At 59.9% G+C, this 26,191-nt stretch carries 27 protein-coding genes; 10 read left to right on the top strand and 17 right to left on the bottom strand.

Annotation, left to right across the window (positions count from 1 at the left end):
* Nucleotides 1-501 (top strand): ABC transporter permease (locus tag ACFFAR_RS02015; protein WP_375507459.1); only part of this gene is annotated, 501 nt, incomplete at its 5' end.
* 10 nt (nucleotides 502-511) lie between these two features.
* Nucleotides 512-1,474 (top strand): ABC transporter permease, encoded by a 963-nt coding sequence (locus tag ACFFAR_RS02010; RefSeq protein ID WP_062001013.1) that lies wholly within the window; start codon nucleotides 512-514, stop codon nucleotides 1,472-1,474.
* 179 nt (nucleotides 1,475-1,653) lie between these two features.
* Here ACFFAR_RS02010 and ACFFAR_RS02005 read toward each other — a convergent pair whose 3' ends face one another.
* Nucleotides 1,654-2,394: a hypothetical protein gene (locus ACFFAR_RS02005; protein ID WP_174365297.1), complete on the bottom strand. Its 741-nt coding sequence runs from the start codon at nucleotides 2,392-2,394 to the stop codon at nucleotides 1,654-1,656.
* 315 nt (nucleotides 2,395-2,709) lie between these two features.
* Between ACFFAR_RS02005 and ACFFAR_RS02000 the strand changes: the two genes are divergently transcribed.
* A complete protein-coding gene (locus ACFFAR_RS02000) occupies nucleotides 2,710-3,312 on the top strand; it encodes an alpha-ketoglutarate-dependent dioxygenase AlkB (RefSeq protein WP_375507458.1) in 603 nt (200 codons plus the stop codon).
* Nucleotides 3,313-3,322: 10 nt separating this feature from the next.
* On the opposite strand, the gene ACFFAR_RS01995 is transcribed toward ACFFAR_RS02000, so the two are convergent.
* Nucleotides 3,323-3,715, bottom strand: coding sequence for a RidA family protein (locus ACFFAR_RS01995; RefSeq protein WP_062168217.1), 393 nt, complete (start codon nucleotides 3,713-3,715; stop codon nucleotides 3,323-3,325).
* 108 nt (nucleotides 3,716-3,823) lie between these two features.
* On the opposite strand from ACFFAR_RS01995, the gene ACFFAR_RS01990 reads away from it, so the two are divergent.
* A complete protein-coding gene (locus tag ACFFAR_RS01990; protein WP_062000534.1) occupies nucleotides 3,824-4,324 on the top strand; it encodes an MgtC/SapB family protein in 501 nt (166 codons plus the stop codon).
* A 76-nt stretch (nucleotides 4,325-4,400) separates the two neighbouring features.
* Complete coding sequence (locus tag ACFFAR_RS01985; RefSeq protein ID WP_375507457.1) at nucleotides 4,401-5,624, top strand: DUF2252 domain-containing protein; 1,224 nt, start codon at nucleotides 4,401-4,403, stop codon at nucleotides 5,622-5,624.
* Between the two features lie 49 nt (nucleotides 5,625-5,673).
* Here ACFFAR_RS01985 and ACFFAR_RS01980 read toward each other — a convergent pair whose 3' ends face one another.
* From ACFFAR_RS01980 to ACFFAR_RS01950, 7 genes are all read right to left on the bottom strand, one after another.
* The gene (locus ACFFAR_RS01980) at nucleotides 5,674-5,952 is read right to left on the bottom strand and encodes a hypothetical protein (protein WP_062000536.1); all 279 of its coding nucleotides are present in this window, start codon (nucleotides 5,950-5,952) and stop codon (nucleotides 5,674-5,676) included.
* A gap of 113 nt (nucleotides 5,953-6,065) precedes the next feature.
* Nucleotides 6,066-7,703 carry a gamma-glutamyltransferase gene (ggt, locus tag ACFFAR_RS01975; RefSeq protein ID WP_174362286.1) on the bottom strand — a complete coding sequence of 546 codons (1,638 nt, stop codon included), beginning with the start codon at nucleotides 7,701-7,703 and terminating at the stop codon, nucleotides 6,066-6,068.
* A gap of 48 nt (nucleotides 7,704-7,751) precedes the next feature.
* A complete protein-coding gene (locus ACFFAR_RS01970; protein WP_062000538.1) occupies nucleotides 7,752-8,615 on the bottom strand; it encodes an ABC transporter permease in 864 nt (287 codons plus the stop codon).
* A complete protein-coding gene (locus ACFFAR_RS01965; protein WP_062168222.1) occupies nucleotides 8,615-9,559 on the bottom strand; it encodes an ABC transporter permease in 945 nt (314 codons plus the stop codon). The genes ACFFAR_RS01970 and ACFFAR_RS01965 overlap by 1 nt, the downstream gene beginning before the upstream one ends.
* A 7-nt stretch (nucleotides 9,560-9,566) precedes the next feature.
* A complete protein-coding gene (locus ACFFAR_RS01960) occupies nucleotides 9,567-11,069 on the bottom strand; it encodes an ABC transporter substrate-binding protein (protein ID WP_062000540.1) in 1,503 nt (500 codons plus the stop codon).
* 16 nt (nucleotides 11,070-11,085) lie between these two features.
* The gene (locus ACFFAR_RS01955) at nucleotides 11,086-12,183 is read right to left on the bottom strand and encodes an oligopeptide/dipeptide ABC transporter ATP-binding protein (RefSeq protein ID WP_174362287.1); all 1,098 of its coding nucleotides are present in this window, start codon (nucleotides 12,181-12,183) and stop codon (nucleotides 11,086-11,088) included.
* Nucleotides 12,180-13,220, bottom strand: a complete 1,041-nt coding sequence (locus tag ACFFAR_RS01950; protein WP_174362288.1) for an oligopeptide/dipeptide ABC transporter ATP-binding protein — start codon at nucleotides 13,218-13,220, stop codon at nucleotides 12,180-12,182. The genes ACFFAR_RS01955 and ACFFAR_RS01950 overlap by 4 nt, the downstream gene beginning before the upstream one ends.
* Before the next feature lie 131 nt (nucleotides 13,221-13,351).
* Between ACFFAR_RS01950 and ACFFAR_RS01945 the strand changes: the two genes are divergently transcribed.
* Together ACFFAR_RS01945 and ACFFAR_RS01940 are read left to right on the top strand one after the other, a co-directional pair.
* A complete protein-coding gene (locus tag ACFFAR_RS01945) occupies nucleotides 13,352-14,215 on the top strand; it encodes a LysR substrate-binding domain-containing protein (RefSeq protein ID WP_062168229.1) in 864 nt (287 codons plus the stop codon).
* A 166-nt stretch (nucleotides 14,216-14,381) separates the two neighbouring features.
* Nucleotides 14,382-14,657, top strand: coding sequence for a hypothetical protein (locus ACFFAR_RS01940; RefSeq protein ID WP_062000544.1), 276 nt, complete (start codon nucleotides 14,382-14,384; stop codon nucleotides 14,655-14,657).
* Nucleotides 14,658-15,032: 375 nt separating this feature from the next.
* Here the strand turns inward: ACFFAR_RS01940 and ACFFAR_RS01935 are convergent, their stop codons facing one another.
* The 6 genes from ACFFAR_RS01935 to ACFFAR_RS01910 are packed head-to-tail and all read right to left on the bottom strand — an operon-like array spanning nucleotide 15,033 to nucleotide 20,819.
* On the bottom strand, nucleotides 15,033-15,392 hold the full coding sequence (locus ACFFAR_RS01935) for an L-rhamnose mutarotase (protein WP_062168231.1): 360 nt from the start codon (nucleotides 15,390-15,392) through the stop codon (nucleotides 15,033-15,035).
* Between the two features lie 2 nt (nucleotides 15,393-15,394).
* The gene (locus ACFFAR_RS01930) at nucleotides 15,395-16,513 is read right to left on the bottom strand and encodes a mandelate racemase/muconate lactonizing enzyme family protein (RefSeq protein WP_174362289.1); all 1,119 of its coding nucleotides are present in this window, start codon (nucleotides 16,511-16,513) and stop codon (nucleotides 15,395-15,397) included.
* A 38-nt stretch (nucleotides 16,514-16,551) separates the two neighbouring features.
* Nucleotides 16,552-17,403, bottom strand: a complete 852-nt coding sequence (locus ACFFAR_RS01925) for a carbohydrate ABC transporter permease (RefSeq protein WP_375507460.1) — start codon at nucleotides 17,401-17,403, stop codon at nucleotides 16,552-16,554.
* A 13-nt stretch (nucleotides 17,404-17,416) separates the two neighbouring features.
* On the bottom strand, nucleotides 17,417-18,358 hold the full coding sequence (locus tag ACFFAR_RS01920) for a carbohydrate ABC transporter permease (protein ID WP_174362290.1): 942 nt from the start codon (nucleotides 18,356-18,358) through the stop codon (nucleotides 17,417-17,419).
* A gap of 28 nt (nucleotides 18,359-18,386) precedes the next feature.
* On the bottom strand, nucleotides 18,387-19,718 hold the full coding sequence (locus tag ACFFAR_RS01915) for an extracellular solute-binding protein (RefSeq protein ID WP_174362291.1): 1,332 nt from the start codon (nucleotides 19,716-19,718) through the stop codon (nucleotides 18,387-18,389).
* 36 nt (nucleotides 19,719-19,754) lie between these two features.
* On the bottom strand, nucleotides 19,755-20,819 hold the full coding sequence (locus ACFFAR_RS01910) for a sn-glycerol-3-phosphate ABC transporter ATP-binding protein UgpC (RefSeq protein ID WP_174362292.1): 1,065 nt from the start codon (nucleotides 20,817-20,819) through the stop codon (nucleotides 19,755-19,757).
* A 217-nt stretch (nucleotides 20,820-21,036) separates the two neighbouring features.
* Here ACFFAR_RS01910 and ACFFAR_RS01905 point away from each other — a divergent pair, with 217 nt between their 5' ends.
* Together ACFFAR_RS01905 and ACFFAR_RS01900 are read left to right on the top strand one after the other, a co-directional pair.
* Nucleotides 21,037-21,828: an IclR family transcriptional regulator gene (locus tag ACFFAR_RS01905; protein ID WP_062001015.1), complete on the top strand. Its 792-nt coding sequence runs from the start codon at nucleotides 21,037-21,039 to the stop codon at nucleotides 21,826-21,828.
* Nucleotides 21,829-22,070: 242 nt separating this feature from the next.
* Nucleotides 22,071-22,625, top strand: coding sequence for a carboxymuconolactone decarboxylase family protein (locus ACFFAR_RS01900; protein ID WP_174362293.1), 555 nt, complete (start codon nucleotides 22,071-22,073; stop codon nucleotides 22,623-22,625).
* A gap of 9 nt (nucleotides 22,626-22,634) precedes the next feature.
* Here ACFFAR_RS01900 and ACFFAR_RS01895 read toward each other — a convergent pair whose 3' ends face one another.
* Both ACFFAR_RS01895 and ACFFAR_RS01890 read right to left on the bottom strand, forming a co-directional pair.
* Entirely contained in the window at nucleotides 22,635-23,609 is a 975-nt protein-coding gene (locus ACFFAR_RS01895; protein WP_062168243.1) for a VTT domain-containing protein, read from the bottom strand.
* A 55-nt stretch (nucleotides 23,610-23,664) separates the two neighbouring features.
* On the bottom strand, nucleotides 23,665-25,677 hold the full coding sequence (locus ACFFAR_RS01890) for a VTT domain-containing protein (RefSeq protein WP_375507456.1): 2,013 nt from the start codon (nucleotides 25,675-25,677) through the stop codon (nucleotides 23,665-23,667).
* A gap of 235 nt (nucleotides 25,678-25,912) precedes the next feature.
* On the opposite strand from ACFFAR_RS01890, the gene ACFFAR_RS01885 reads away from it, so the two are divergent.
* A partial coding sequence (locus ACFFAR_RS01885; protein WP_375507455.1) for a DUF2934 domain-containing protein occupies nucleotides 25,913-26,191 on the top strand: 279 nt, incomplete at its 3' end.

Genomic DNA, 26,191 nt, shown 5'->3' with positions numbered 1-26,191 from the left:
TCCACAAGCCGGGCCTCGGATCGTAGTGTGGCCCGCGTCGCGGGCGTGCCAGCCCAAGTGTTCCTGATGCTTCTGCTGGTCGCCATATTTGCATGGATCGTGCGCAAGACCCTGTTCGGCCAGTATTTGCTCGTGACCGGCGGCAATGAACAAGCGGCCTATTTGAGCGGAATTCCCACCACGCGCGTGAAGATGCTCGCGTACACGTTGTGCGCGGCGCTGGCCGGGCTGGCAGGCCTTATCTCGATCTCGGTCAATTCATCTTCCGATGCCAACGTGATCGGCCTTGGTTCCGAGCTCGATGCCATCGCCGCCGTTGCCGTCGGCGGCACGGCGTTGACGGGCGGGAAGGCGTATATCGTCGGGACGCTGATCGGCGCGCTGATCATCCAGTTGCTTCGATACACCCTGCTCGCTCACGGGATTCCCGACGCGGCCGCGCTGGTCGTGAAGGCGGGCATCATCATCGCCGCGGTTTATGTGCAACGGCGCCAGCGCTAGGGGCATCGATATGAAAAAGAACCTTCCCATCCTGTTGGCACTGGCCGCGCTGCTCGTGTTCGGCGTGACCCGCTACGACCACTTTGCATCGGCCTACAACATCACCTCCTTCTGGCGATACAACTCGATGTTCGCGTTGATATCGGTGGGCATGGCGTTTGTGATCATCACGGGCGGCATCGATTTGTCGGTGGGCGCGGTGGCGGCGTTCGCGAGCGTGGTCGCGGCATTGGCAAGTTCGCATGGCGGCGTGGCCGCCGTGCTGGCCGGCGCGGGCGCGGGGCTGGCGGTCGGCGTGTTGAACGGCCTCGTGATCACGCACATGCGGATCCTGCCGTTCATCGTGACGCTCGCAACAAGCCTCGGCGCGCACGGCATGGCGCTGTTGCTGGGCCATAACGATGCGGTATCGATTGCCGCGGCCGCCGATTCCAGTTTCGCCAACTTCGGCCAGGGCGACTTGTTCGGCTTGCCGATACCGGGAATCGTCGCCGCCGTGGCTGCGGTTTTAGGCTGGCTTGCGCTGAGAAGCACGCGCTTCGGACGACACGCGCTGGCGATTGGCGGCAGCGAAGAAGCATCGCGGCTGATGGGTTTGAACGTCGACCGGACACTGGTCGCGGTCTACGCGTTGAGCGGGTTGCTTGCCGGTTTGGCCGGCGCGATCCTGGCCGCTCAATTCGGCGCGGGGCAGCCCAATGAAGGTATCGGCTGGGAGTTGTTCGCGATATCGGCGGTGGTGCTCGGCGGGACCTTGCTTACTGGCGGACAGGGATCGATTGCGATGACCATCGCCGGCGTTGCCTTGCTCGGGCTCGTGTTCAATCTGCTCAACTTCGAGAATGGTCTCGGCTTCATCAGCTTGTCGGCGTATTGGCAATCGGTGATACGCGGCGTGTTCCTGCTGCTGGTGATCGTGCTTCAGGCCAGGGTGCTGAAGAAACGCGTGACGGTGACGAAGCTCGCGCATTGAGATGATTGCGCAAGCTCCGGGTTGGACAATCTGCTAACTTACGATGTCCGACCCCGCCACGAACCGCGCCCATGTTCGACCTTTTCGACGACATCCCTAAGCCGGACATCGACTGGCTGCCTGAGTGGCTGGATGCGGCTGCGGCGTCGGACACCTTGGCCGTGATGGAGCTTCCGGAATTAATCGGACTGCATGTTTTTTGGAACGATGTAGCGCCCGTCGCGGTGCTGAAGCACGAAGCTAGTCCGGCGGACGGGTGAGTCTTTACTTGAGCAGTTGCCGTTCTTGGAAACATTTGTGCTTTTCTTCGACTTCTCAAGGATTTTGAGTGCGGCGTAGCCGTCCACGCCCGCAGGGCCGACGTCAATCGTGCGGCTCGTGCTGTTGAATTCGCCGGAGCACTGACCATCCCACTCGCCGCCGCGTTCTTCGACCGTCAGGCGGTCGAGCACCGGTTTGAGCCGCTGCCCGTCAATAACGTACAGGCTCAGCGATGTCGTGTCGTATGGGTTAACACGCGACGATCCGGAATGGCTGATACGAACACCAAAAGCTCGGTTCTCGGGCATTAATTGATAGCGTGCAGTATCGAGGGAGATTCCGGACAGAAGCATCGCATCGTAGGTAATCGCGGACGTTTGGTAGGAATGCGCAATGATCGAACCGGAACCGCTGTCCGCGACCAGGAGTTCGAGATCGTAAGTGCCTGTGTCGGAATCCGAGCCCTTGGCTGGCAAAGGCAATACGGCAAGTGTTAGCGCAGGATTTGCCGGCCATGGTTTGCAAGTGACGTATTCGCTGTCTAATGCGCGATTGGGGTGAAGTTTCTGCGTCCAGCTTTCGAGAAATTCCTCGCATGCAGCGTTGGCGAGAACAGGAGTAGTCAGCATGCACGCGGCGATAAGAATTCTGGTTTTCATCTGAATTTGTGAGGTCTCGTAGTGTGGAAGACAAAGCACGGGCTTAGATCAAATTGATAATTCGTCTAAACCTCTTTACCAAGTATCAAGGATATCTAACGTATTTATCCAGAACGTAATCGTCAAGATTTGTAGCTACGTCCTTTACCGACGAAATAACGCGTTTTCGATCCCTCGTATTGGAGCTGGTTGCGTTGCATCTTTATAGCGAGCGGGAAAGCACCCGTCGCAGGTTGCAGAAGCAGGTCCAAAACGTTATTGCGTAATCTGCTAAGTTATCGAAACGACCCTGCATTCCAAAGCTGAAACCACGCCATGTTCGACCTTTTCGACGACATCCCTAAGCCGGACATCGACTGGCTGCCTGAGTGGCTGGATGCGGCAGCGGCGTCGGACATCATGGCCGCGCTGCTCGATGAAGTCACGTGGCAGCAGGACATCATGAACACGCCCGGCGGGAAGAAACCCTTTCCGCGCCTCACCGCGTGGCAGGGCGACCCCGGCGCGCTCTATGTTTACTCAGGCATTCGCAACGTTCCGAAACCGTGGACACCGACGGTTTTATCGTTGAAAGAAAAAGCTGAAGCAGTCGCCGAAACCGTGTTCAACAGCGTGTTACTCAATCGCTACCGGACCGGTCAGGACAGCATGGGCTGGCACGCCGATAAAGAACGCGAACTCGGACTGGAACCGGTAATTGCATCGGTAAGTCTTGGCACCACGCGGTCCTTCGAGTTCCGCCACACGAAGACACGCCAGGTGCATCCGCTGCAACTCACGCATGGCAGCCTGCTCGTCATGCGCGGACGCACGCAACTGGACTGGGCGCATCGTGTGCCGAAAGAACCCGAAGCGCGCGGCGAACGCGTCAACCTCACCTTCCGCTACGTCGACGCGACAGCAAGTGCGCGTTCATGATCTTCCTAAGCTAACGCTTCGCCACGAAATCAATCTCCACGAGTGCATCGCGCGCCAATCCCGTTACGCCGATGCACGTCCGCGCCGGCAACGGCTTCGGCTCGAAATAGCTCTTGTAGACGGTGTTCATCGCCGGGTAATCGCGTTTGAATTCGGTCAGGAAAATCCGCACATTGACCACGTTATCCAACGATAACCCCACGCCCTCCAGCACGAGAATCAGGTTATCCATCACCCGGCGCGTCTGCGCTTCGACGCCTTCGGGCAAGGGCTTCGAATCATCGTCGGGATCGGTCGGCATCTGGCCGGTGAGGAACACCCAGCCATCGGCTTCCGCTGCGTGGGAAAAAGGCGCGACCGGCGTGGGGGCGGCATCGACCATCGTAAAGGTAGGTAAGCTCATTGTGTCTCCTTGAAAAAGCACAGCCCGTTACCGTAACGGATCAAAATTCAAGTCGCTTCGCAAGAAGCATTCACAATGCAGGCGTGACCATTTAATCGCAGGCCCGCAATGCTCCCTCTCCCCGTTCTCACCGATGTCGTAATCCGCATGTTCTGGGCGCTTGCGATAGGTTGCATCATCGGCGTGGATCGCGATCTGCACGGCAAACCTACGGGCATGAAGACGCTCGGGCTCGTGTCGCTCGGCGCTTGCCTCACGACCATGGCCGCGATGGGCTTTGCCACGCAAAGTGCAACGATGAGCACCGACGTTTCGCGTGCGATCCAGGGAATTGTGACCGGCATCGGCTTCCTGGGCGCGGGCGTGATCGTGCAAACGCCGGGGCAATACCGGATTCGCGGGCTGACCACGGCGGCATCGATATGGGTGACGGCGGCGGTAGGTATCGTCTGCGGGCTGGGGGTGTGGAGCGTTGCGCTGATCGCAACTGTGATGTTGATCGTGTTGCTGGTCGTTGGACGGAAGGTCGAAAAGGCACTGCACAGACAATGGATAAAAAAGCCGCCTGCCGAACGAGCAGCAAGCTCAGATCTGGAAGACCTCGGTTGACCATCGAACCATACAAAAGCATTACGAATCAACGGCATGCGGCTTGCTTAAAGCAAGCACTAACAGGACGATCCCCATGCCCAAGAAAAAATCCCCCGCCCTTCCCGGCATCAATGATCGTCAGCCGCTGCTCAACGCGCGCCGCAACATGAAGATGGCCGAATCCGCGCACGCCTACGTGCGCGGCAACACGAGCAAGTTCTATGAATGGCTCGACGGCATAGAAGGTCACACGCTTCCCGAGGGTCCGGCCATCTGGATCTGCGGCGATTGCCATACCGGCAATCTCGGGCCGGTTGCCAACACCGACGGCGAGGTCGAGATCCAGATTCGCGATCTCGACCAGACTGTGATCGGCAATCCGGCGCATGACATCGTGCGGCTGGGGTTATCGCTGGCGACGGCTGCGCGGGGTTCCGACCTGCCCGGCGTCACGACCGCACGCATGATCGAAGCGCTCTCGGAAGGCTACGAACACGCGTTCGATGCCACCACCAAGGATCGCCTGATCAAGAACACGAAGCCCGAAGCCGTGCGCGTGATGATGAAGGAAGCTGTGCGGCGAACGTGGCAGCAACTGGCGGTTGAACGTATCGACGATACGGAGCCGAGCATTCCCCTCGGCAAGCGTTTCTGGCCGCTCGATAAAAAAGAGCGCAGCGAGATAGAAGCCCTGTTCGAGCGCCGCGAGATCGCCGACATTGCGACGGCCCTGCGCAAGAACGCCGATGAGGAAAACGTCTCCGTCATCGATGCCGCGTATTGGGTCAAAGGCTGCAGCTCCCTCGGACGCTTGCGGTATGCGGTGTTGCTGGACGTCGATGGTGGCGTGGTGGAAGGCGACGACCTTTGTCTTATCGATATCAAGGAAGGGCTGAAGGCCGCCGCGCCGCGTTACCCCGGTCAGGACATGCCGCGCGATAACGGCGAGCGGATCGTCGAGGGCGCGAGGCATCTGACGCCGGCGCTGGGTGAGCGCATGCGTTCGGCGCGTTTGAATGATCGATCGGTGGTGATTCGTGAATTGTTGCCGCAGGACATGAAGCTTACCGTCGAACAGCTCACGCAAGAGGAAGCGATGAAAGCGGCGCGTTTCCTCGCGATGGTGGTCGGCAAAGCGCACGCGCGGCAGATGGACAAGTCGGGGCGGCGCGCGTGGTTATCCGAGTTGCGGCGAGCGCGGAGCAAGTCGCTGGATGCGCCGTCGTGGCTTTGGAATAGCATCGTGGCGCTGGTGAGCAGTCACGAAGCGGGGTATCTGGAACATTGCCGGCGGTATGCGTTGACGCCGGCTTTGTAACGCCACAACGAAAAAGGCCACTCGGTGTGATCGAGCGGCCTTTTGAATTTTAGTACCCGTGGCGATCATGCCAACGATGCTCACGCCACTCATGATGCCGCCACTCACGGCGACGCCATTCGCGTTCACGCCAGCCATCGTCACGATAACCGCCGTAGCCGCCATACCCGACCACCACAGGCGGAGGCGGCGCCACGTAGACAGGAGCCTGCTGCGCGTAATACCCCGGCACGCCGATTCCCACGTCCACATTGACATGCGCTGAAGCCGCCGCCGATGCCATCAGTACGCCCAACCCCAGTACTGCACCCAGTATCTTCTTGTTCATTTAGTCTCTCCGCGCACTTGTCGTGCTCTTGGTGTATGCAGCCAAGTGTAGGAGCGACGTCTTGATACAGGTGCTACCGGAATGCGATAAAAGTAACCGAGCGTATCTTGAAATTAGAACCCGGCCGCCAACCCATCCCTCCGGCTATCGCTCGCAGCCACATAACCACGCTCGGGTTCGTTGCGATCCAGCTTCCAGATGTACTGGCCTGAACCGAAGTCCATATAAGGATCATCGACCGATTTGATCGTGTGGCCGTACCCTTGCAGCGCCTTCACCGTATTAACGTCGAGCGTCGCTTCGACATCCACCGTGAAATCGCGATTGACCTTCCAGCGCGGTGCATCGCAGGCGGCTTGAGGCTGTTGGCCGTAATCGAGCATTCGCACGATGGACTGCAGATGCCCCTGCGGCTGCATGTCGCCGCCCATCACGCCGAAGCTCATCACCGCTTCTTCCGTGCCGTTCACCTTTTGCGTGAGGAACGCCGGAATGATGGTGTGGAACGGACGCTTGCCGCCTTCGACCACGTTCGCGGATTTCGGGTCCATCGAAAAACCGAAGCCACGATTCTGCATGGCGATACCCGTGTCCGGTACGACCACGCCCGAACCAAAACCCATGTAGTTCGACTGGATGAAACTCACCATCATGCCGCGCTCGTCCGCCACCGACATGTAGATGGTCCCGCCCGCCGGCGGCATGCCGAAGTCGAAATGCCTGGCCTTGTTCGGATCGATGAGCTTCGCGCGCTCGGTGAGATACGCGTCGTCGAGCATTTGCTCGGGCGTGACGTCCATGGAGCGCGGATCGGCGACGTACTGGTAGACATCGGCGAAAGCAAGCTTCATGGCTTCGATCTGCAAATGCTGCGACTCGATTTTATCGACGGTCAGCGCCTTCACGTCGAACTTGTCGAGAATGCCGAGCGCGATCAGCGCCGCGATGCCCTGCCCGTTCGGCGGAATTTCATGCACGGTATATCCGCGATAATCCTTCGAGATCGGCTCGACCCAATCCGCCTTGTAATTGCGCAGATCGTCGGCGGTCATTGCGCCGCCGCCCTGCTTCGCGAACGCCGCGATCTTTTCGGCGATCTCGCCTTCGTAGAACGCGCGCGGACCTTTCTCAGCAATGGTGCGCAGCGTCTTCGCGTGCCCCGGATAACGCATCAGTTCGCTGATTTCAGGCGCGCGGCCGCGTGGCATGAACGTCTCGGCGAAACCGGGATAGTCCTTCAACTCGGGAATGGCGGCCGCCCATTTATAAGCAACGATGCTTGCCACCGCGTGACCACGCTCGGCAATTTCGATAGCCGGTTCCATCAGATCGGCGAACGGCAGCGTGCCGAATTTCGCGTGCAGCGCTTCCCATCCCGCGATCACGCCCGGCACTGTCGCTGCGTCCCAACCACGCTTCGGATTATTCGCGATGCCGTTCTGCTCGCCATACTTGTTCTTGAAGTAATCGACGTTCCACGCCGCCGGCGATACACCCGACGCGTTCAGCCCGTGCAGTTTCTTGCCGTCCCAGACGAGCGCGAACGCGTCGCCGCCCAGACCGCACGATACTGGCTCGACCAGCGTGATCGCTGCTGCGGCGGCGATGGCGGCGTCGACCGCATTGCCGCCCTTCCACAACATGCGCAAGCCCGCTTGCGCAGCAAGCGGATGCGAAGTGGACACGATATTGCGCGCGAACACCGGCAAGCGCGGTGTCGGATAGGGGTTCTGCCAGTTAAAGCGGGTCATGGGAAACTCGTCTCTTTGATTAATGAAGGTGTTGCGGTTCAACAGTGTTCAAAGCTCGCGCGGATCGAGCGCGTCGCGCAGTCCGTCGCCGAGAAGATTGAAGCCGAGGACCGCGAGAAAGATCGCAATGCCCGGGAAAATCGACATCCAGGGCGCCTGGCTCACGAAGTCCTTCGCGGTGTTCAGCATCGATCCCCACGAAGGCGCCGGCGGCAATTGCCCAAGCCCGAGGAACGACAGGCTGGCTTCGGCAATGATCGCCATGGCGACGGTGAGACTCGCCTGCACGATGATCGGCGGCAGGACGTTCGGCAAGATGTATCGGACGATGATGCGGAAATGCCCGAGCCCGATTGCACGCGCGCCTTCCACATAATCCTCCGCTTTGACGCTGATTGCCTGGCCACGTGTCAGGCGCACGAAGCGCGGCATGGCCGAGACACCAATGGCGATCATCGCGTTGGTGAGGCTTGGGCCAAGGAACGCCGCCAGCGCAATGGCGAGGATCAGGAACGGGATGGACAGCAGGGCATCGGTAAAGCGGGAGATGACGCCATCGACGAACCGGCCGAAGTAGCCCGCGAGCAATCCCAGCGGCACGCCGATCACAACGGCGATTCCCACCGATACCACGCCCGCCAGCAACGAAGCCCGCGCGCCCCAGAGCAAACGCGTGAGGACGTCGCGGCCGAGTTCGTCGGTTCCGAACCAGTGACTCGCCGAGGGTGCCTGCCGAACCGTCATGAAACTCGCCTGAATGGGATCGTAGGGCGAGAGCCACGGCGCGAACACCGCAACGAGAATCACGAGCAGCACGATCGCCGCGCCCGCAACGGCCGCGCGATTGCGCATGAAGCGGCCGAGCGCGCGGTTGCGCTTACGCGGCAAGGCAGTTTCCACGATAGTCGCCATCAGCTTCTCCTCAAGCGCGGATTGAGGAGGATGTAAAGAACATCCGCGAACAGATTCACCACGATAAACCCGACCGCCGTGACCAGCACCACGCCCTGGACCACGGCGTAATCACGATTGAAAACTGCATCGACAACCAGCTTGCCGAAGCCCGGAATGGTGAATACTTGCTCGGTCAGCACGGCGCCCGCGAGCAACTCGCCGAACAGCAACGCAAGCACCGTGACGATGGGAATCAACGCGTTGCGAAAGCCGTGCTTCACGACCACCGTGCCTTTCAACAACCCCTTCGCACGCGCCGTACGAATGTAATCGCTGCGCAAGACGCTGAGCATTGCGCTGCGCGTATGCCGCATCAACTGCGCGCCGAGCGCCGCGCCGAGCACGAACGCGGGCATCAACATGGTCTTGATGCTCAGCCAGAAGTCCTCGACAGGCGACACGTATCCCGACGACGGCAACAACTGCCATTTCACCGACACCACAAAAATCAAAATGATCCCGAGCCAGAAATTCGGTATCGACATGCCGGTGAGCGCGAGAATATTCGCGCCGTAGTCGAGCGCCTTGCCCTTGTTCGCCGCCGATAAAACCCCGAGCGGAATGCCGATCCCGATTGCGATGATCATCGCCATGACGGCGAGCTGCAGCGTCACCGGCAACTTCTGCGCGATGAGCTTTGTCACGGGAACATCGGTACGCAACGACGCGCCCAGATCACCATGAAAGATGTCCCGTACCCAAAGCGCGTATTGCACGGGCACGGGTTCATCGAGGTGATACTTGAGGCGCAACGTTGCGATGACTTGCGGATTCTGGTCTTCGCCGGCCATCGCCAGAACCGGATCGCCGGGAAGCATTTTTTGCAGGCCGAAGATCATCATCGACACCAGGATCAGTGTCGGGATCGCGACGAGCGCACGGTTGGCGATGATTCGCAACATGAACGGTTTATCCCTTGATGCTTACGCCGCGCAGACGAATCAAGCCGTCAGGGTAAGGCGTGAAGCCCTGCACCTTCTTCGACATTGCGTACGGCCACGGCTGTGCGTAGAGATAGATGATCGGATCTTCGTCGGCCAGGATCTTTTGCGCGGCATCGTAGGCCGTCTTGCGATCGGCGACGGTCGACTTCACGCGGGCATCGTCGAGCAGCTTGTCGACGTCGGGATTGCAATAACGCCCGTAGTTCAGATTGCCCTTGCAGGTCACGAACTGATGCAGGTTGCCATCCGGGTCCGTGCGGCCCGACCAGCCGAGATAGAGCAATTCGAAGTCGCCCTTGGTCGATGCGTTGAGCGCCGCGGCGTAATCGGTCGGACGCAATTTCAGGTTGATGCCGGCCTCGGACAACATGGCTTGAAGCATCTGCGCCATCTGGTTGGATACGGTGTTATTGCCGAACGTCAGCTCCACGTCGAGCTTCTCGAAACCCGCCGCCTTGAGCAACGCTTTCGCCTTCGGGATATCGCGTTTGGTGGTCTTCAGCGATGCATCGAAGTACGGGCTGTTCTTCGGGATCGCCTGATTGATCGGCGCGAAGATGCCGCCGCCGATGACCTGATTGATCGCATCGCGGTCGATTGCCAATTCGAACGCCTCGCGCACACGCTTGTCCTTGAACGCCTTCGGGGCACGCGCGCCGTTCGATACGTTGAACGTAAGGTCGTAGAAGCCTAAGCCGCTCATCGAAATGAAGTTGAGGTTCTTGTCGCTTTTCACCGATGCCACGTCGGAAGGCGCAAGACGTTCGAGCATATCGAGCGAACCGGAACGCAGGTTCGCAAGACGCACGGTGCTGTCCGGAATCGGCTGGAAGATGACCTTCTGGATCGGGTATTTGTCAGCGTCCCAGTAGCCCGCGAATTTCTCGAGCACGACGCGGTCGTTCTGCACGCGCTGCACGAACTTGTACGGGCCCGAGCAGACCGGATGCGTGGACACGCCGGCGTCGTCGGTCAGCGTCTTCGGCGCGAGCATCATGCCGGCGCGATCGGTGAGCGTGGCGAGCAGCGCGGCGTCAGGCGCTTTCAAAACGATGGCGACGGTGTTTGCATCGACAACATCCACATGATCGATCGATGCCAGCTCGCTTTTGCGATTGCTCGCCGGCATGGAGCGCGAACGGTCGAGGTTCGCCTTCACGGCGGCGGCGTTGAACGGTTCGTCGTCGTGGAACTTGACGCCCTGCCGCAACTTGAACGTGAGTGTCTTGTTGTCGGCGCTCATGCTCCACGAGGTGGCGAGCATCGGCACGATCTTCAGATCCGGGCCAATATCCACCAGCGAATTGCACAGCGAACTGAACACGATCCGGTCGACCACCTGGCTGCTTCGCGCCGGATCGAGCGTGCCGATATCGTCCTGCAGACCAATACGAATAGTCGAGCTTGTCTGAGCCATCGCAGCACTTGTGCTTGCCGCAAGCGTCGCGGCCAAAAGAAGTTTGCGCATCTGGAATTCCCCGTTTTTATCGTGTATTCGAATGTTCTTTGAGCGCGCCATCTACAGCCGTCTGACGCTGCCGATACACCGCGAGCCGCTCGGTCAGCTTCGGACTCACGATGGAAACAAGCGGCGCGCCACCGCCCGCGTTCTGGATCTCGCGCCAGAAGTGGCAGGCCACGCGATGCCCGTCCGGCCGAGTTTCGTTGACCGGCTGTTCGTCGGCGCAACGTGCTTTTGCATGCGGGCAGCGCGGATGAAAACGGCAACCGGAAGGCGGAGAAGTCGGGCTCGGCAAGTCACCCGTGAGCGATGCCTTGCTACGGCGCTGACGCGGACTGCTCGCCGGGATCGCCTGCAATAATGCTTGTGTGTAGGGGTGCAAGGGTTGATCGAAGAGATCGTCGACGTCCGCCATCTCCACGATCTCACCCAGATACATCACCGCGACGCGGTCGCTCATATGGCGGATCACCGCGAGATCGTGCGCGATCATGATCAGCGTGAGGCCGAGTTCCTGCTTCAGCGACTCGAGCAGGTTGATCACTTGCGCCTGCACGGAGACGTCGAGCGCGGACACGGGTTCGTCGCCCACGATCAATTTCGGCTCGCCAGCGAGCGCGCGAGCAATGCCAATCCGCTGGCGCTGGCCGCCCGAAAATTCATGCGGATAGCGCTCGGCATAACCCGGTTGCAGACCGACCGTACGCAGCAACTCGGCGACGCGTTCCTGCAGCGCCGCGCTTTTCGCGAGGCCATGCAACGCAATCGGCTCGCCGATGATCTGGCCCACCGTCATGCCCGGATTCAGCGATGCAAACGGGTCCTGGAAGATGATCTGCATCTCGCGGCGCAGACGCCGCATTGGCTCGGTGCCAAGATGCGTGATGTCCTTGCCCTGATACATCACGCGTCCTTCGGTGCTGTTTATCAGGCGCAGCAACAGGCGCCCGAGCGTCGACTTTCCGCAACCCGATTCACCGACGATGGCAAACGTCTCGCCCTGCTGCACGGAAAACGAGACGCCGTTCACGGCGTAGACGGTCGGCGCGCGCGTGAACATGCTGCGCGTGCCGCCAAAGTGCTTGGTGAGTTCCTGTGCTTCGATGATCGGCGGGTTCATGCGGCGGCCTCGTCATACAAGGCGACGGTCTCGACCGGCGCGACCCAGCACGCCACGCGATGCGAACCGTCGATCGTCTTGTCGGGCGGCGCCTGATCGATACACCGCTGCTCCACAAACGGACAGCGCGGCGCGAAGCGGCACCCCTTCGGCATCTGTTCGGGCGACGGCACCGAGCCGCGAATCGTCGCCAACGCCCCTTCGCGTTTTCCCACCGATGGAATCGCGCCCATCAAACCGATCGTGTACGGATGCTGCGGGTCATCGAAGATCTCATCCACCGATCCGTACTCCACGATCCGCCCCGCGTACATCACGGCGACGTGGTCCGCGACTTCCGCGACCACGCCGAGGTCGTGCGTGATCAGGACCATCGCCGTGCCGGTTTCGGCCTGCAGGTTGCGCACCAGCAAGAGAACCTGCGCCTGGATGGTGACGTCGAGTGCGGTCGTGGGTTCATCGGCGATCAGCAGTTGCGGGCGATTGGCGAGCGCCATCGCGATCATCACCCGCTGACGCATGCCGCCCGAGAGTTCGTGCGGATAAGCGTCGAGCCGTTTTTCAGGCGCGGGAATGCGCACGAGGCGCAGCATTTCCAGCGCTTCCTTGCGCGCCGCCGCACCCTTCAATCCACGATGCCTTTGCACGCACTCCGCAATCTGATGCCCGATGGTGAACGCCGGATTGAGCGATGTCATCGGCTCCTGGAAGATCATGGACATGCGGTTGCCGCGGATATCGGCGAGTTCGCGTTCGGTGAGCTTGAAAAGATCGCGGCCGTCGAACAGCGCTTTTCCCGCGACGATATTCGCCGGCGGGCTCGGCAGCAAACCCATCATGGCCAGCGACGTGACGCTTTTCCCGCAACCCGATTCCCCGACGATGCACAGCGTCTCGCCCGCGTTCACCGAGAACGACACATCTTCAACGAGATTCGGCACATTCACAGCGCGCGAGAATTTCAGCGAGAAACCGCTGACTTCGAGTACGGGAGTTTTCGTGGGCTGATTGAGAAGCGGCTGATTCGACGTCGACAAATTTCAATACTCCGCTGCACGACAAAAGGGGATGCTCTTCATCAAACTTTCATCATCATTATGTCGGGCGCGATGCATCAGGAAATATTAAACTTTCTTTTCGACACTTAAAATTAACTTGAGTAACGCCGATGCCCACTATCCGGATGCTGAAGACCTTTCGCGCGGTCGCTCGGACTGGCTCTTTTGCCGCCGCCGCCGACAAGGTGGCGCTCACGCAGGCGGCTGTCAGCCTGCAGATGCGCGGTCTGGAACACGCGCTCGGGCGGCAGCTCTTCGATCGCAGCGCGAGGCAGGTCGTGCTCAGCCGCCAGGGCCGCGAAATCCGATCGAAGGTCGAGCAGATCCTCGATCTGCTCGACGAACTTGAAGCCACACCCGCGGATTCCATGCAGGGACCGGTCGCGATTGGCGCGGTGGTATCGGTGATCGGCGCATTGTCCTTGGGCGTGGCGCAACTGAAGACCGCGCACCCAGGGCTCGATGTGAGGTTGTTATCGGCGCGGTCGGACGAACTCACGGTGATGGTCGAGCAAGGTGAAGTCGATATCGCCGCCGTGGTGGCGCGGCCCGACCAGACGCTGCCCGACACGCTGAAATGGACGCCGCTTTACACGGAGAGGCTGATGCTGATCGTCAGCCGCGAAATCACCGATACCGATCCGCAGCGCATCCTGGCGTCGAACGGGTTCTTGCGGTTCGACCGGCGCGTGCGCACCGGCGTGGTCGTGGATCAGGCGCTTACGGCGCTTGGGCTGGAGGTGAAGGAGTATCTGGAGCTGAACTCCATCGAAACGATCGCGGCGCTGGTCAGGAAGAACGTTGGGGTGACGGTATTGCCGGAGCTGCATCGCGCGGGATGGCAGGCAGACCCGTCGCTGCGGCTGATTCCGATTGCGCACCCGCCGATCCTGCGTACTGTCGGAATGATCGAGAGGGCGTCGTACGGCCGCAGCGGGATAACGGCGGCGATTATCGAGACGCTCCACGGCTAGATTTGTAGGCGTATCCCGTCATCTCATTATTCGTCTATCCCGAAAACTGATTTGCGCCTATCGAATACAATAAACCGATAGTAAGGGTATACACTGCATTTCATCGACGCAGTGAGCAGAACAAACCAGCCACTGCGCCCCTTACAACGAAATATCGGAGCGCATCATGAAAAAAAACCTTATCGCCACGTTGTTGATCGCCACTTCCGCAGCCCTGGCTGCACCCGCATTCGCAAGCAGCGGCTACGGCCCGGCACCGTCGTATAACCCGACGGTCGGCGCACCCGCCTCGCAGCGCGGCCAAAGCGCACAAACCGTTGCCGCTGAAAACGCACAATCGGCCGCTGATGCCAAGTCGTACGGTGGCGTGCAGGACACGCAATCGCAATCGGGCAGCCGAGTTCGTGCGAACCCTACGCAGTCGCTGTACTCGCATAACTAAGCTCGATGAAATTGCGTGATATCGCGATCGTCAGCGTGACCCACATCCGCGACTAACGCAAAACGTAGGAAGCGGTAACGCGGATGCCGGATGGACTACAAGTTCATCCGGCGTCGGCTTTTTCATTGCAGGAAAAGATTGGGTAAGGCGTGCACGGCGCCGCGAGCGCGGCTTAATGTTGCCTTAAGGATCGCCGCTTACAGTAGCCACATGACCCCCCTGTTGTACCCCTCTTAGGCCGCCTAGCGGCCTTCTTTTTTGAGTCCGCAAAAAATGAAAACGCTTTGGCGATTGTGCGTGGTGGCGGGTTGTCTTATCGGCGGCGTGGGTGTTGCGGTCGGGCTCTTCTCGCTGATCCTGCACATTGCCTGAGCGTCACGCGTCTCTCATCTGCGCGTTCATGTTGAACGCCAGTTTCGTTGGTTGCCATTCCCTGGTCGTTGCATTCGGCAGCGGCTTCTGAAAACTTCCCATCAGCGCGTTCCATTCGGTCACTCGCGGATGAGCATCGGGACCGGCGACGAGTTTGCCGAAACTGAAATCCGGCTCCGTTTCAATCAGCATCACAAGCCGCGTGTCGCGCCGCCAGATCGTCATATCGACAATCCCGGACGCCTTCAACGCGTCCAGCACTTCGGGCCAGACAGCTTCGTGATAAGCATCGTATTGCGCGATGACCGCAGGGTCATCGCGCAGATCGAGCATCAGGCAATGGCGTGTAATGGACGCGCTCATCTTCAGGCGGCCGCGCGGGCATCCACACGAACATGCGTGCGTTGCGTCCCCTGAATGGCGTCCCAATCCCAATCGATACCAATGCCCGGCTCCATCGGCGCGACCGCGTACCCCTGTTCGATCCGAACCTGCTTGCCCGTCAACGAATCTAGTTGCGGAATATATTCAAGCCACGTGGCGTTCGGCACCGCCGCGCACAAGCTCACGTGCAACTCCATCAGGAAATGCGGACAGATCGACACGTTCATGGTTTCCGCGAGATGCGCCACTTTGAGCCACGGCGTGATCCCGCCGATGCGCGCCACGTCCGCCTGCACGATCGAGCAGGCATCCGCTTTCAGATAGTCGCCGAACTGCCCCGGGTGATACATCGATTCGCCAACCGCAATCGGCGTTGAACTTGCCGCGTTCAGACGCTGATGCGCGGCGATGTTTTCAGCGGGCATCGGTTCTTCGAGCCACGCAAGACGCAGCGGCTCGAAAGCATTCGCGCGACGGATGGCTTCGGACAGCGTGAAACCCTGGTTCGCATCGACCATGATTTCGAAATCATCGCCCATGGCTTCGCGCACGGCGGTCAGCCGGCGCATGTCCTCGGCCAGATGCGGCCGGCCGACCTTGATCTTCGCGCCGTGAAAACCGGCGTCGCGTGCCTGGAGGGTCTGATCGACGAGTTCCTTCGCCGATAAATGCAGCCAGCCGCCCTCGGTCGAATACGTGCGGGTACGCGGTTTCGCGCCGCCCGCGGCTATCCACAACGGCACGTTCGCCACGCGCGTGTTGCGGTCCCACAGCGCGGTGTCGATAGCGGCGAGCGCCAGGCTCGTAATCGCGCCGACGGCCGTTGCGTGCGTATGAAAAAACAGGTCACGCCAGATTGCTTCGTATTCCGATGGATTTCTTCCGATGAGTTGCGGCACGAGATGGTCGTGCAGCAACGCGACGATCGACGACCCGCCCGTGCCGATGGTGTATGTATAACCCGTGCCCGTGCTGCCATCGCTGCAATGGATCGTGACGAGCACGGTTTCCTGGACCACGAACGACTGGATCGCGTCCGTGCGTTTGACCTTGGGTTGAAGATCGACCTGACGGATGTCGACGGTATCGATAGTTGCCATTTCCTGTTTCCTCTAAAGCCTGGGTTCAACCGATTCGGTCAGCCTTTGACGCCGCCGAGCGTCAGCCCCGCGATCAAATGTTTCTGCACAATGAAGGTCAGCACGATTGCCGGAATGATGATGATCACCGCCATCGCGCACATGCCGGCCCAATCGACCGAAAATTGCGCGGTGAAATCCATGAGCCCGACTGGAAGCGTTTTTGTATCGGGGCTTCGGCATAACTGCGTGGCGAGCGCGAACTCGTTCCAGCTCGTGAGAAACGCAAAGATCCCCGCCGATGCAATGCCGCTTTTTGCGAGCGGCAACTCGATGCGCCAGAAGGCTTGCCAGCGATTGCAGCCATCGATCTGCGCGGCTTGAGACAGCTCGATCGGCACTTCACGAAAGAAGCCGTCGATAAGCCAGACGGTGAACGGCACGTTCATCGCGAGATAAACCAGGATCACGCCAATGCGTGTGTCCAGCAAACCTGTCCATGCCCATAGCATGAAGATGGGCAACGACAAAGCAATGCCCGGAATGGCGCGCGTCAGCATGAGCGTGACGAACATGACCTTCTTGTGCTTGAAGTCGAAACGCGCGAACGCATAGCCGCCGAGTACACCGACGGCGAGCGCTGCGACCGTGCTCACGCACGAGATGATCACGGAATTGACGAAGTACTGGCTGATGGGCAGCGACGCCATTTGACCGTAACCAAACATGCTCTTGAAGTTGTCGAGCGTGTAGCTCGAACCCGCGAACGGCGACTGATTGGAAAGAATCGCCACGTTCGATCTGAATGCATTAAGCACCACCCAAAGCCCCGGCAGACAGATGACGGCCATGACGATGAACACGCCAAACCACATTGCCGACTTGCGCATGAATGCGCCCTTGATTGCCATATCGCTCATAGTGTCAGGCAGGCCCCATGTGTTTGCGCGCACCGCTCAGCTTGCGGAAAAAGTACAGCGTGAAGAGGATCGACACGAGCACCGATACATACGCAATCGCGTTTGCGTAACCCATGCGTGAATCGTCGTAAGCAATTCGGCCGACCATCGTCCAGAGCAACTCGGTGCGTCCGCCTGGGCCGCCGTTGGTCATGATGCGAACGATGTCGTAAGCGCGGCCGACATCGAGTGAACGAATCGTCATCGATATATAAATGAACGGCATCAGGTAAGGCAGCGTCACATAGCGGAAGGTCTGCCATGACGTGCAGCCATCCACCTTCGATGCTTCTATGGGGTCCTTCGGCAACGCCATCAAACCCGCGAGCAGGATCACGGCGAAGATCGGCGTGGAGTTCCAGACCTCCGCCGCAATCAAAGATGCAAGCGCCGAGTTTGCATCGACCAGGAAAGGGAATGCCGACTTAGCGCCAAACAACGTCTGCATGAGGTTGTTCACAATGCCCGTGCTGTCGTTGAGCATGAACTTGAACTGGAAGCCAACTAGCACGGGCGAAAACATCATCGGAAACATCATCACCGTGCGCAACGCGCGCTGCCCTTTCGTCACTTGATTGAGCAACAGCGCAACGCCGAGACCGAGCAGGAGTTCCAGATTCAACGCGACGGTGAGGAACAAGATGGTGCGTCCGAACGCGGCCCAGAAGTCCCCGTTCGCAAACGCGCGTTCGTAGTTGCGCCAGCCAATCCAGTGCGACAGCGTGTCGGGATCGGTCAGGCGATACGCCGTAAAACTCGTATAAAACGAGAACAGCAGCGGCAGCACGACCACCAGTCCGACCGCGAGGAACGCGGGCAGAAGCAGCTTGATCGGCAGCGGAATGCGCCAGCGCGGTGTTGCCAGAGCGGGTTCGCCGCCGATCGAATAAGGCGTGTTGGATTGCATCGAAAGCCTGATGATGTTTGGTCGAGCGTTACTGGTCCGCCGCGTCCTGCATGATGTCGGCGACTTTCTTCGCGGCTTTGTCGAGCGCTTGCTGCGAGGTTTCATCGCCGATGATCGCCTTCTGCAATTCCGGCCACAATGCGTTGGAAATTTCGTTCCATTGCGCAATGCGCGGCGGCGTGAACGAGTCTTCCTTCGCGGCCTGGCTGAACGTCGCCACCGCGTCCGCCATGAAGTGATCGTCCTTGGCCTTGAACTCCTGCACGATGGCCTGCTGCGCATCCACGCGCGAAGGAATGGAGCCGAGCCGCGCCTCCACGAGTTGCGAATCCTTGCTCGTCAGGAACTGGATAAAACTCGCTGCAACATCAGGCCGTGCGCACACTTTGGTGATCGAAAAGCTGTGCGAGCCCGACCAACCCGGACGCTTGTTCGCAGCACCCAACGGCGCACGAACCACGCCCACATTTCCAGCGAGCTTCGACGTCTTCGGGTCGTTATAGAACGATGCGAATCCCGGCCAGTCGAGATCGAGCGCGACCTTGCCCGATGCAAAGTTGTTACCGAGATCGTCCCAGACGTAGCTCGGAACGCCCTTCGGAACCACGCCGGTTTTGTACAGGTTCACGAACCAGTCGAGGGTCTTCACGCCAGCCGGCGAGTTGAATGTCGGCTTCATTTTTGCATCGAATAGCTGACCGCCGTTGGCAACCAGCAATGAATAGAACGTGCCTGTCAGCGCTTCGTCCTTACCCGGGAATTGCGTGCCATAGAAGCTCGGCGCCTTGGTGAAGAAGGTCGCTTGCTGCGTGAACTCGGCAAAGTTTTTTGGCGGCGCCAGGTCCTGCCCGAACTTCTTCTTGTATGCATCGCGATTGGCGGGATCGGCGTATGCAGTCTTGTTGTAGTAAAGCGCTTCAATGTCCGTTGATCGCGGGATCTGTACGAGCTGGCCCTTGACTTCGGACTGCTTCAGCAACGCGGGCGCAAACGCCGAAAGATAGGTTGCCGGGAACAGGCCCTTGAGGTCACGAAAGATGGGATATTGCGCGGAGAAGTTCGTATGATTCGACGACACGCAATAGTCGATATGTTGCGAAGCGATGTCCTGCTTCAATTCACGATCCAGCTCGAAGTGACTCTTGCGCGAGATGATCTCCACCTTCGCGCCGGTCTCTTTTTCCCACAACGGAATGCGTGTATAAAGCGCTTCGTATTGCACGCCGCCGATCAGCTTCACGCGTAGCGTATAGCCTTTGTATTCGTTATCGGCGCGTGCTCCGGTCGTGGCGACCAGTCCCGCCAAAGCCAGCATGGATACGGCGATCTTCACTGCGGTTTTCATCGAATCCTGGCGCATGATGCATCTCCTTTGTTATATGTCTTCGCTTGGTTCTCAACGCAGCCTGCGGCTGGTGTCGGTATCGAAGATCAGGGTGTTGTCGAGTTCCGCGGCCAGCCGGACGTTCTGTGCGGGCTTGAGCGGCAGGCGTCCGTTCACGATCACGCAGCAACGTTGTCCCGCGACGGTGCCGAACAATTCAGTCGATGCACCCGTCGGTTCCACCACGTCCACATCGAATGGAAGGCCGCCGGCATCCGCCACCAGAAGATGCTCGGGACGCACGCCGACCGTTACGTCCTGTCCATCGCGAGCGTTGACGACCGGCACTTGCAACGAAAAATCACCGATACGTACGCGCGCTCCGCCGCCTTGCAGTTCGTATTTGCCTGTGAAGAAGTTCATGGAAGGCGACCCGATGAAACTCGCCACGAACAGGTTGTCCGGGTCATCGTAGAGTTCGAGCGGCGCGCCGATCTGCTCGATCACGCCGCCATTCAACACCACGATGCGATCCGCCATGGTCATTGCCTCGATCTGGTCGTGCGTCACGTAGACCGTCGTTGCGCGCAGACGTTGATGCAGCGCCTTGATCTCCGCGCGCATTTGCACGCGCAGCTTGGCGTCGAGATTGGACAGGGGTTCATCGAAGAGAAACACCTTCGGGTCGCGGACGATTGCGCGCCCCATTGCCACCCGTTGACGCTGGCCGCCCGACAAATGCCGCGGATAACGGCCGAGCAAGTCCTGAAGCCCAAGAATGGTCGCGGCCTGATTGGCGCGCGCCGCGATTTCATCGGGCTTCAGATCACGCAACTTCAGCGCAAACGTGAGGTTCTCCAGCACGCTCATATGCGGATACAGCGCGTAGTTCTGGAACACCATCGCGATGTCGCGATCCTTCGGCGGCAGGTCGTTGACCACGCGTCCGTCAATAAGAATCCGGCCCTGCGTCACGCCTTCCAGTCCGGCGAGCGCGCGCAGCAATGTCGACTTGCCGCAACCGCTTGGTCCTACAAGCACGAGGAACTCGCCGTCCTTGACCGTCAGGTCGATCTGCTTCAACACCTGCACGGCGCCGAACGATTTCTGCACCTGCTTGAATGCTACTTCAGCCATCAGCGTTACCTCGTTTGTCGACCGGCGTCAGCATGTCCGCGCATCTCGCAGACTCGTTTTCCACCGATGCAAATCATTTTAAAGATAAAACGGTCTTTCATAGATGAATTTACGTCGGTGTTTTCCCGAGGATCGCATGCGCGCGTTTTCGGCCGGAGATGCCGCTTTTCCCGGTCTACAATCACGCCACGCAGGTACGCACAACTTTGGAGGGATCTTGGACAACACGCGATATTCGGCGCCGGCGCTCGAGAAGGGGCTGGACATCATCGAATTGCTGGCGGGTCATCCGGAGGGGTTGTCGCTGGCGGATCTCGGCAAGACGCTCGGGCGCACTACAGCGGAAATCTTTCGCATGGTCGTGACGCTGGAAGCGCGCGGATATCTCCTCGCGATAGGCGATCGATACGTGTTGTCGCTCTTGCTCTTCCAGCTCGCGCATAGACATCAGCCGGTTCGATCGCTCGTGACTACCGCGCTGCCCTTGATGACGCAACTCGCCAACGACGTGCGGCAGTCGTTCCATCTATGCGTGTATCAGGACGGCCGCGTGTTGATTGTCGCGGGCGTGGAAAGCCCGGAACGTTTTGGATTTTCGTTGAAGGTGGGCACGTTGATCGGCATGACCGATACCGCTTCGGGTCAGGTCCTCATGGCGTTCCAGGAGGAGCTTGAAAGAAAGCGCATGTTGAAGCTCCACGTTCCGGTAGACGGTGAACTTCCCGTCGATGCAAAGCAGCTCGCCGCCGATCTCGCGCGAATCCGCGAACGCGGACACGCTCGCATGCCGAGCCGGCAAGTCAGGGGCGTGAAGAATCTTGCCTACCCGGTGTTCGGACGAACCGGTCACGCGATTGCCACGTTGACGACGCCGTTTATAGAACGGATCGATAATGCGCCCGTACCCGCCATGAACGAAGTCGGCGAACGGATGAAAGCCGCAGCGCAAACGCTGACCGAATTGATGGGATTGAATGTGTATTGGGAACCGGGCGCGAGCGGCAACTGAGATTTACATTGCATATTTAAGCAAACTCGAGCGTTCATGAGCAGCGCCGCCGACGACAGGACGTCTCGCCACGTCCAGCCGCCGGCACACGCCACCTCTCCCCTCGGATTTGCTGCTCCCCGATACTCCGATGCTTTCCTGAGCTGATGTCAGTTTGTCCCCGTCGCATCGTTGACTGTATTTAGCCACGCGCGTGCAGTTGGCGCATCCCCACATATGTATGGATAGGAATGGAGCCAGCCATGACAACCCGCCTTCCCGAGTTCGATCCAGCCCTCGCGACCGACGAGCAAAAAGCCGTGCTCGATGAAATCCTTTCCGGTCCTCGCGGCAATCTCAATGGTCCGTTTCTCGGCTGGATCCATAGTCCGGAGCTGGCGCAGCACGCTCAACGCCTCGGCGCGTTCTGCCGATACAAAACGGGCTTGCCGCTTCGGCTTTCAGAGCTTGCCATTCTGGTTACCGCGGCGCGCTGGCGGTCTCAGGCAGAGTGGTACATTCATTATCCGATCGCGCTCGAAGCGGGTCTTCCGGCCGCGATCGCCGATGCCATCCACGACAACCGGCCGCCCGTTTTCGAAGACGCGGACGACGCCCTGATCTTCGATTTCGCCACGCAGCTCTTCGAAACAAAGCGCGTCACGGACGCGACCTTCGATCAGGTGGTCGCGCGCTTCGGGCACGTAACCGTGATCAACCTCGTCGGCTTGCTCGGCTACTATGCGCTCGTTGCAATGACGCTGAACACCTTCGGCATGCGCGCGCAAGGACAAACCACGTTTCCGTTTCCCGAGTAACTCAAATACTCAAGACCGCACCATCGACGAATCCATCTCACCGAACTCAAGCGGCAATGGTTCGACGGGATAGCCGCGCCGAACCCATTCGTCGAGCCCGCCGTACAACGCCCGGACATTCACGAAACCCTTCGCGCGCAAGCGGCGGCAGACTCTGCGGGCGGTGACATCGTTGGAATGGGAACAGTACACAACAATCGCGCTTGCCCGAAGCGATCTGTCGATGGTTCCGGGCGAGTCCGGATCGAGCAATCTCGCGCCCGGAATCCGCACGCTCTGCTCGTCGCGATCGGCGTGCTTGCGTGCATCGATGATCAAGGGCGGCGAAGCCGATTTCATCATGCCATCCAGCTTGCGCGCCGTAACGACTCTGCGGCGCAGCCAACGCCTGATGCGCCAGCGCAGCACGAACCGATAGATCAAGTAGAGAAGCGCCGCCGCTGCGAGGACGTCGAGAATAGACGCGCCGTATGGCCGCAACACCATCAGCAGCATGGCAAGTTGCTGCTCGAAAAGCGCGCCGCCCAGCAACCAGAATGAAGCCCATACGATCGTGCCGACCGCATCCCATGCAACGAACCTGACCGGCGAAATCACGGTCGTGCCCATCAGCGGCGGTGTAATGAGCGCGAGTCCCGGAACGAACTTCGCCACGGCGACGATAGCAATGCCAAAACGCTCGAACAGGCTGCGTGTGGTGCGGATGCTTGCATCGACGGAAAGCGAGCGGCGCGCGAAAAAATCCGTGAGACGCGCGCCGTAGATCCGCCCCGCCGAGAACCACGCGAAATCGCCGATCAACGCCGCCACCACGGCCGCGAGCAACACGTGCGAAAACGCGAGAAGACCGGCCGCGATCGCAGAACCCGCAAACAGAAGCACCGGGATGATCGGCAATGGCACGCCAAGCCGCGTCACGAGCACGTTGACGAAGACCACGGCGCTGCCCCAGGTGGTGATCGCCGACGGTGGAATCTGAATCAAGTGGCCGTCTCCCGAAACCCTTCATTACGCGATGCGCGCGTCGCAACCGGCGCGTTCAATGTCCTTCCGATGCAACCAGCGTGACCGGAATGCCACCGCAACCGGCGCTTCTCGCGACCTCCAGGTCGTGCCACGGCGATGTATCGTTGTGGGTTGCAATCATCGACGCAAGGCCTTTGTCCGGTCGCAAGACATTGAACGGCCACGTGGGACGCACGAGCCGCTCGTGAACCAGCGCGCCGAGCCAGATCGGCGTGGGCGACTGGCCTCCATGATGCTCGACCACAAAGTTCGTCGGCCAGAAGCGCAGGACGTCGCGCTCGTCCGCGCTCAGGTGCGCACGCGTGAAGACGAGCGCCGACGGTTCGCCGTTGTTCAGACGCGGCAGCACGGGCAACTCGGTCGCCGTGGCAGTGGGCGACACCAGAGACAACACGCTGCGGGCTGTTAGATGCGTGCCTTCCGTCCATCCTCGATCCTTCAGTTGCGCGCTGATTTGCGCGGCCGTTGCGCTCCATTGAATGGTGATCGGTTCTCGCCGGTCGCCATCCATGCTGGATCGATAGCAAGAAAAGGTCCGCCATACGGTATCGGTCCATTGCATCGCCGTTACCTTCGTCGGCGCCGGCGCCGATTCGTGCGCCGTCGCCTGAATGCTCGCACCGGATTGCAACACGACGCTTACGCCGACCAGCGTCAAAACGATGATGGGCATCGCCGGACGCGCGGGCGGTTTCGCCGGATACCGCCACACGGCGGTCAGCGCGATCAGGAAGACCCATGTCGCCGCCAATGCGGCGCCACCGACGGCATCGGAGAACGTAAAGTTGCCGAAGTAGACGCCCGCGAACGCGACCGAAAACAGGATGGCGACGGTTGCCATCGCGGTGAGGATTCTCGCGACCATCCCCACCCGGCGCGCGATCAGGAACGCGAGGAATCCATAAATGACGACGCTCGCCGCAACGTGATTGCTTGGAAATGCGCGCAGCCCGGACGCGATTTCGCCCGGCAGCGGATGCAAGGTCGTGATCTGGATTGCGAGGATCAGCAATTGTGAAAAGGCAACGGCGGTCAGCCAGTACGCCATGGTGCGCCATCGACGCTCGAGCGCCATCCACACGACCACGAGCACGGTGAGGGCGCCGAGCGTCGGAACGCTGCCAAGCGTCGCGAATACGGCAAGGACGGCGTCGCCCCATGACGACCGGAAGGCCTGGAGGAACCGGAACACGGATACGTCGACCTGAACCAGCGGATCGCCGTGCGACACGTCGTGCAGCGTGGAAAAAAACACGCTCGCCGACACCAGCAACAACACGGAGATGACAGCGATAAGCGCCGCGGCCTGATGCTTCGGATCGAGCACGCCGAGCACCACGCGTCCCGCGAAACCCCGGTCATGGCGACGCGCCCAGTCGAGCACGTTGCGCCGCGACGTGTCCGTCCAGGCGCGCGCATGGGACACGAGCAGCGTGGTGAGCTTGAGTGTGAGCCAGGTCACCGCGACCGCGATCGCGAGCAGGACGACGAGCCTGAACGATACGGCGCCCGCAAGTTCTATCGATGCTCCGAAGACAACGCCCGGCAGGATATGCAAGGGCGCCCAGATCAGCGCGGAGAGAATGTTGATTGCGAGAAAGCGGGCCGAGGGCATGCCTAGCATGCCGGCGACCACGGGCACGACCGCACGCAATGGCGCGATGAACCGGGCAAAGATCACGCTCTTGGCGCCATGCTTTTCGAAGTAGCGCTTGCCAGCCGCCAGCATGCCGGGATGCGTTCGAAACGGCCGCAATTGCGCGATGCCGTTCTTGTAGCGGCATCCGAACCAGTAACTGGCGGCGTCGCCGGCAACCGCGCCCGCGATGGCGCATGCGAAGACCCAGCCAAGATTGAGCACGCCGGTGCCAACCAGTGCGCCGGCCACGAACATTGCCGTGCTGCCGGGTATGAATGTGCCGATGAACGCTATCGATTCAAAAAATGACGCGAGCACGACGACCGTCAGCGCCCACCCCGGGTGGCCGGCCAGGACATGCAGCAACTTGAAATAGGCATGCTCCATCTTGCGTCTCCGGACCCTGCGCTTTTGTCGGATTCTAAGGCTGTTTAGGTTGGCGGGAGAGGGGTATCGATCTGGTCATCCATACCCGGTAACTCTGACTTTAAAGCGTCTCTTTGCCGTGCTATCAAGCAAAAATGTCTGCGCATGGAATGCTCATTGCTCAAGAGAAACATCACACAAGCAAAATGCTGCTCCTGTAACATAAATGCACGATTATCCCGTTACGGTTAACTGAATGGAAAATAAATCATTGGAAGAACGCCTTCGTCTGCAGGCTTATCATCTGTGGGAAGCAGATGGCCGTCCACATGGACGCTCCGACGAGTATTGGCAACGAGCGCGCGAACTCCTTGAACGCGAGACATCGGCGGATAGCGCAAGTGGTGCGCCTGCCAAGAAGACTACGCGGACCAAATTGAACGCGGCGCCTGTTAATACGGATCACGTCGACGCGCCGAAAGCCAAACCCAAAGCGGCAAGCAAACCGGTCGCCAAGAAAGCCGCAAAGCCCAAG

The organism is uncultured Caballeronia sp. (assembly GCF_964243625.1).
GTDB lineage: Bacteria > Pseudomonadota > Gammaproteobacteria > Burkholderiales > Burkholderiaceae > Caballeronia.
This window is presented reverse-complemented; position numbering and strand designations above follow the sequence as displayed.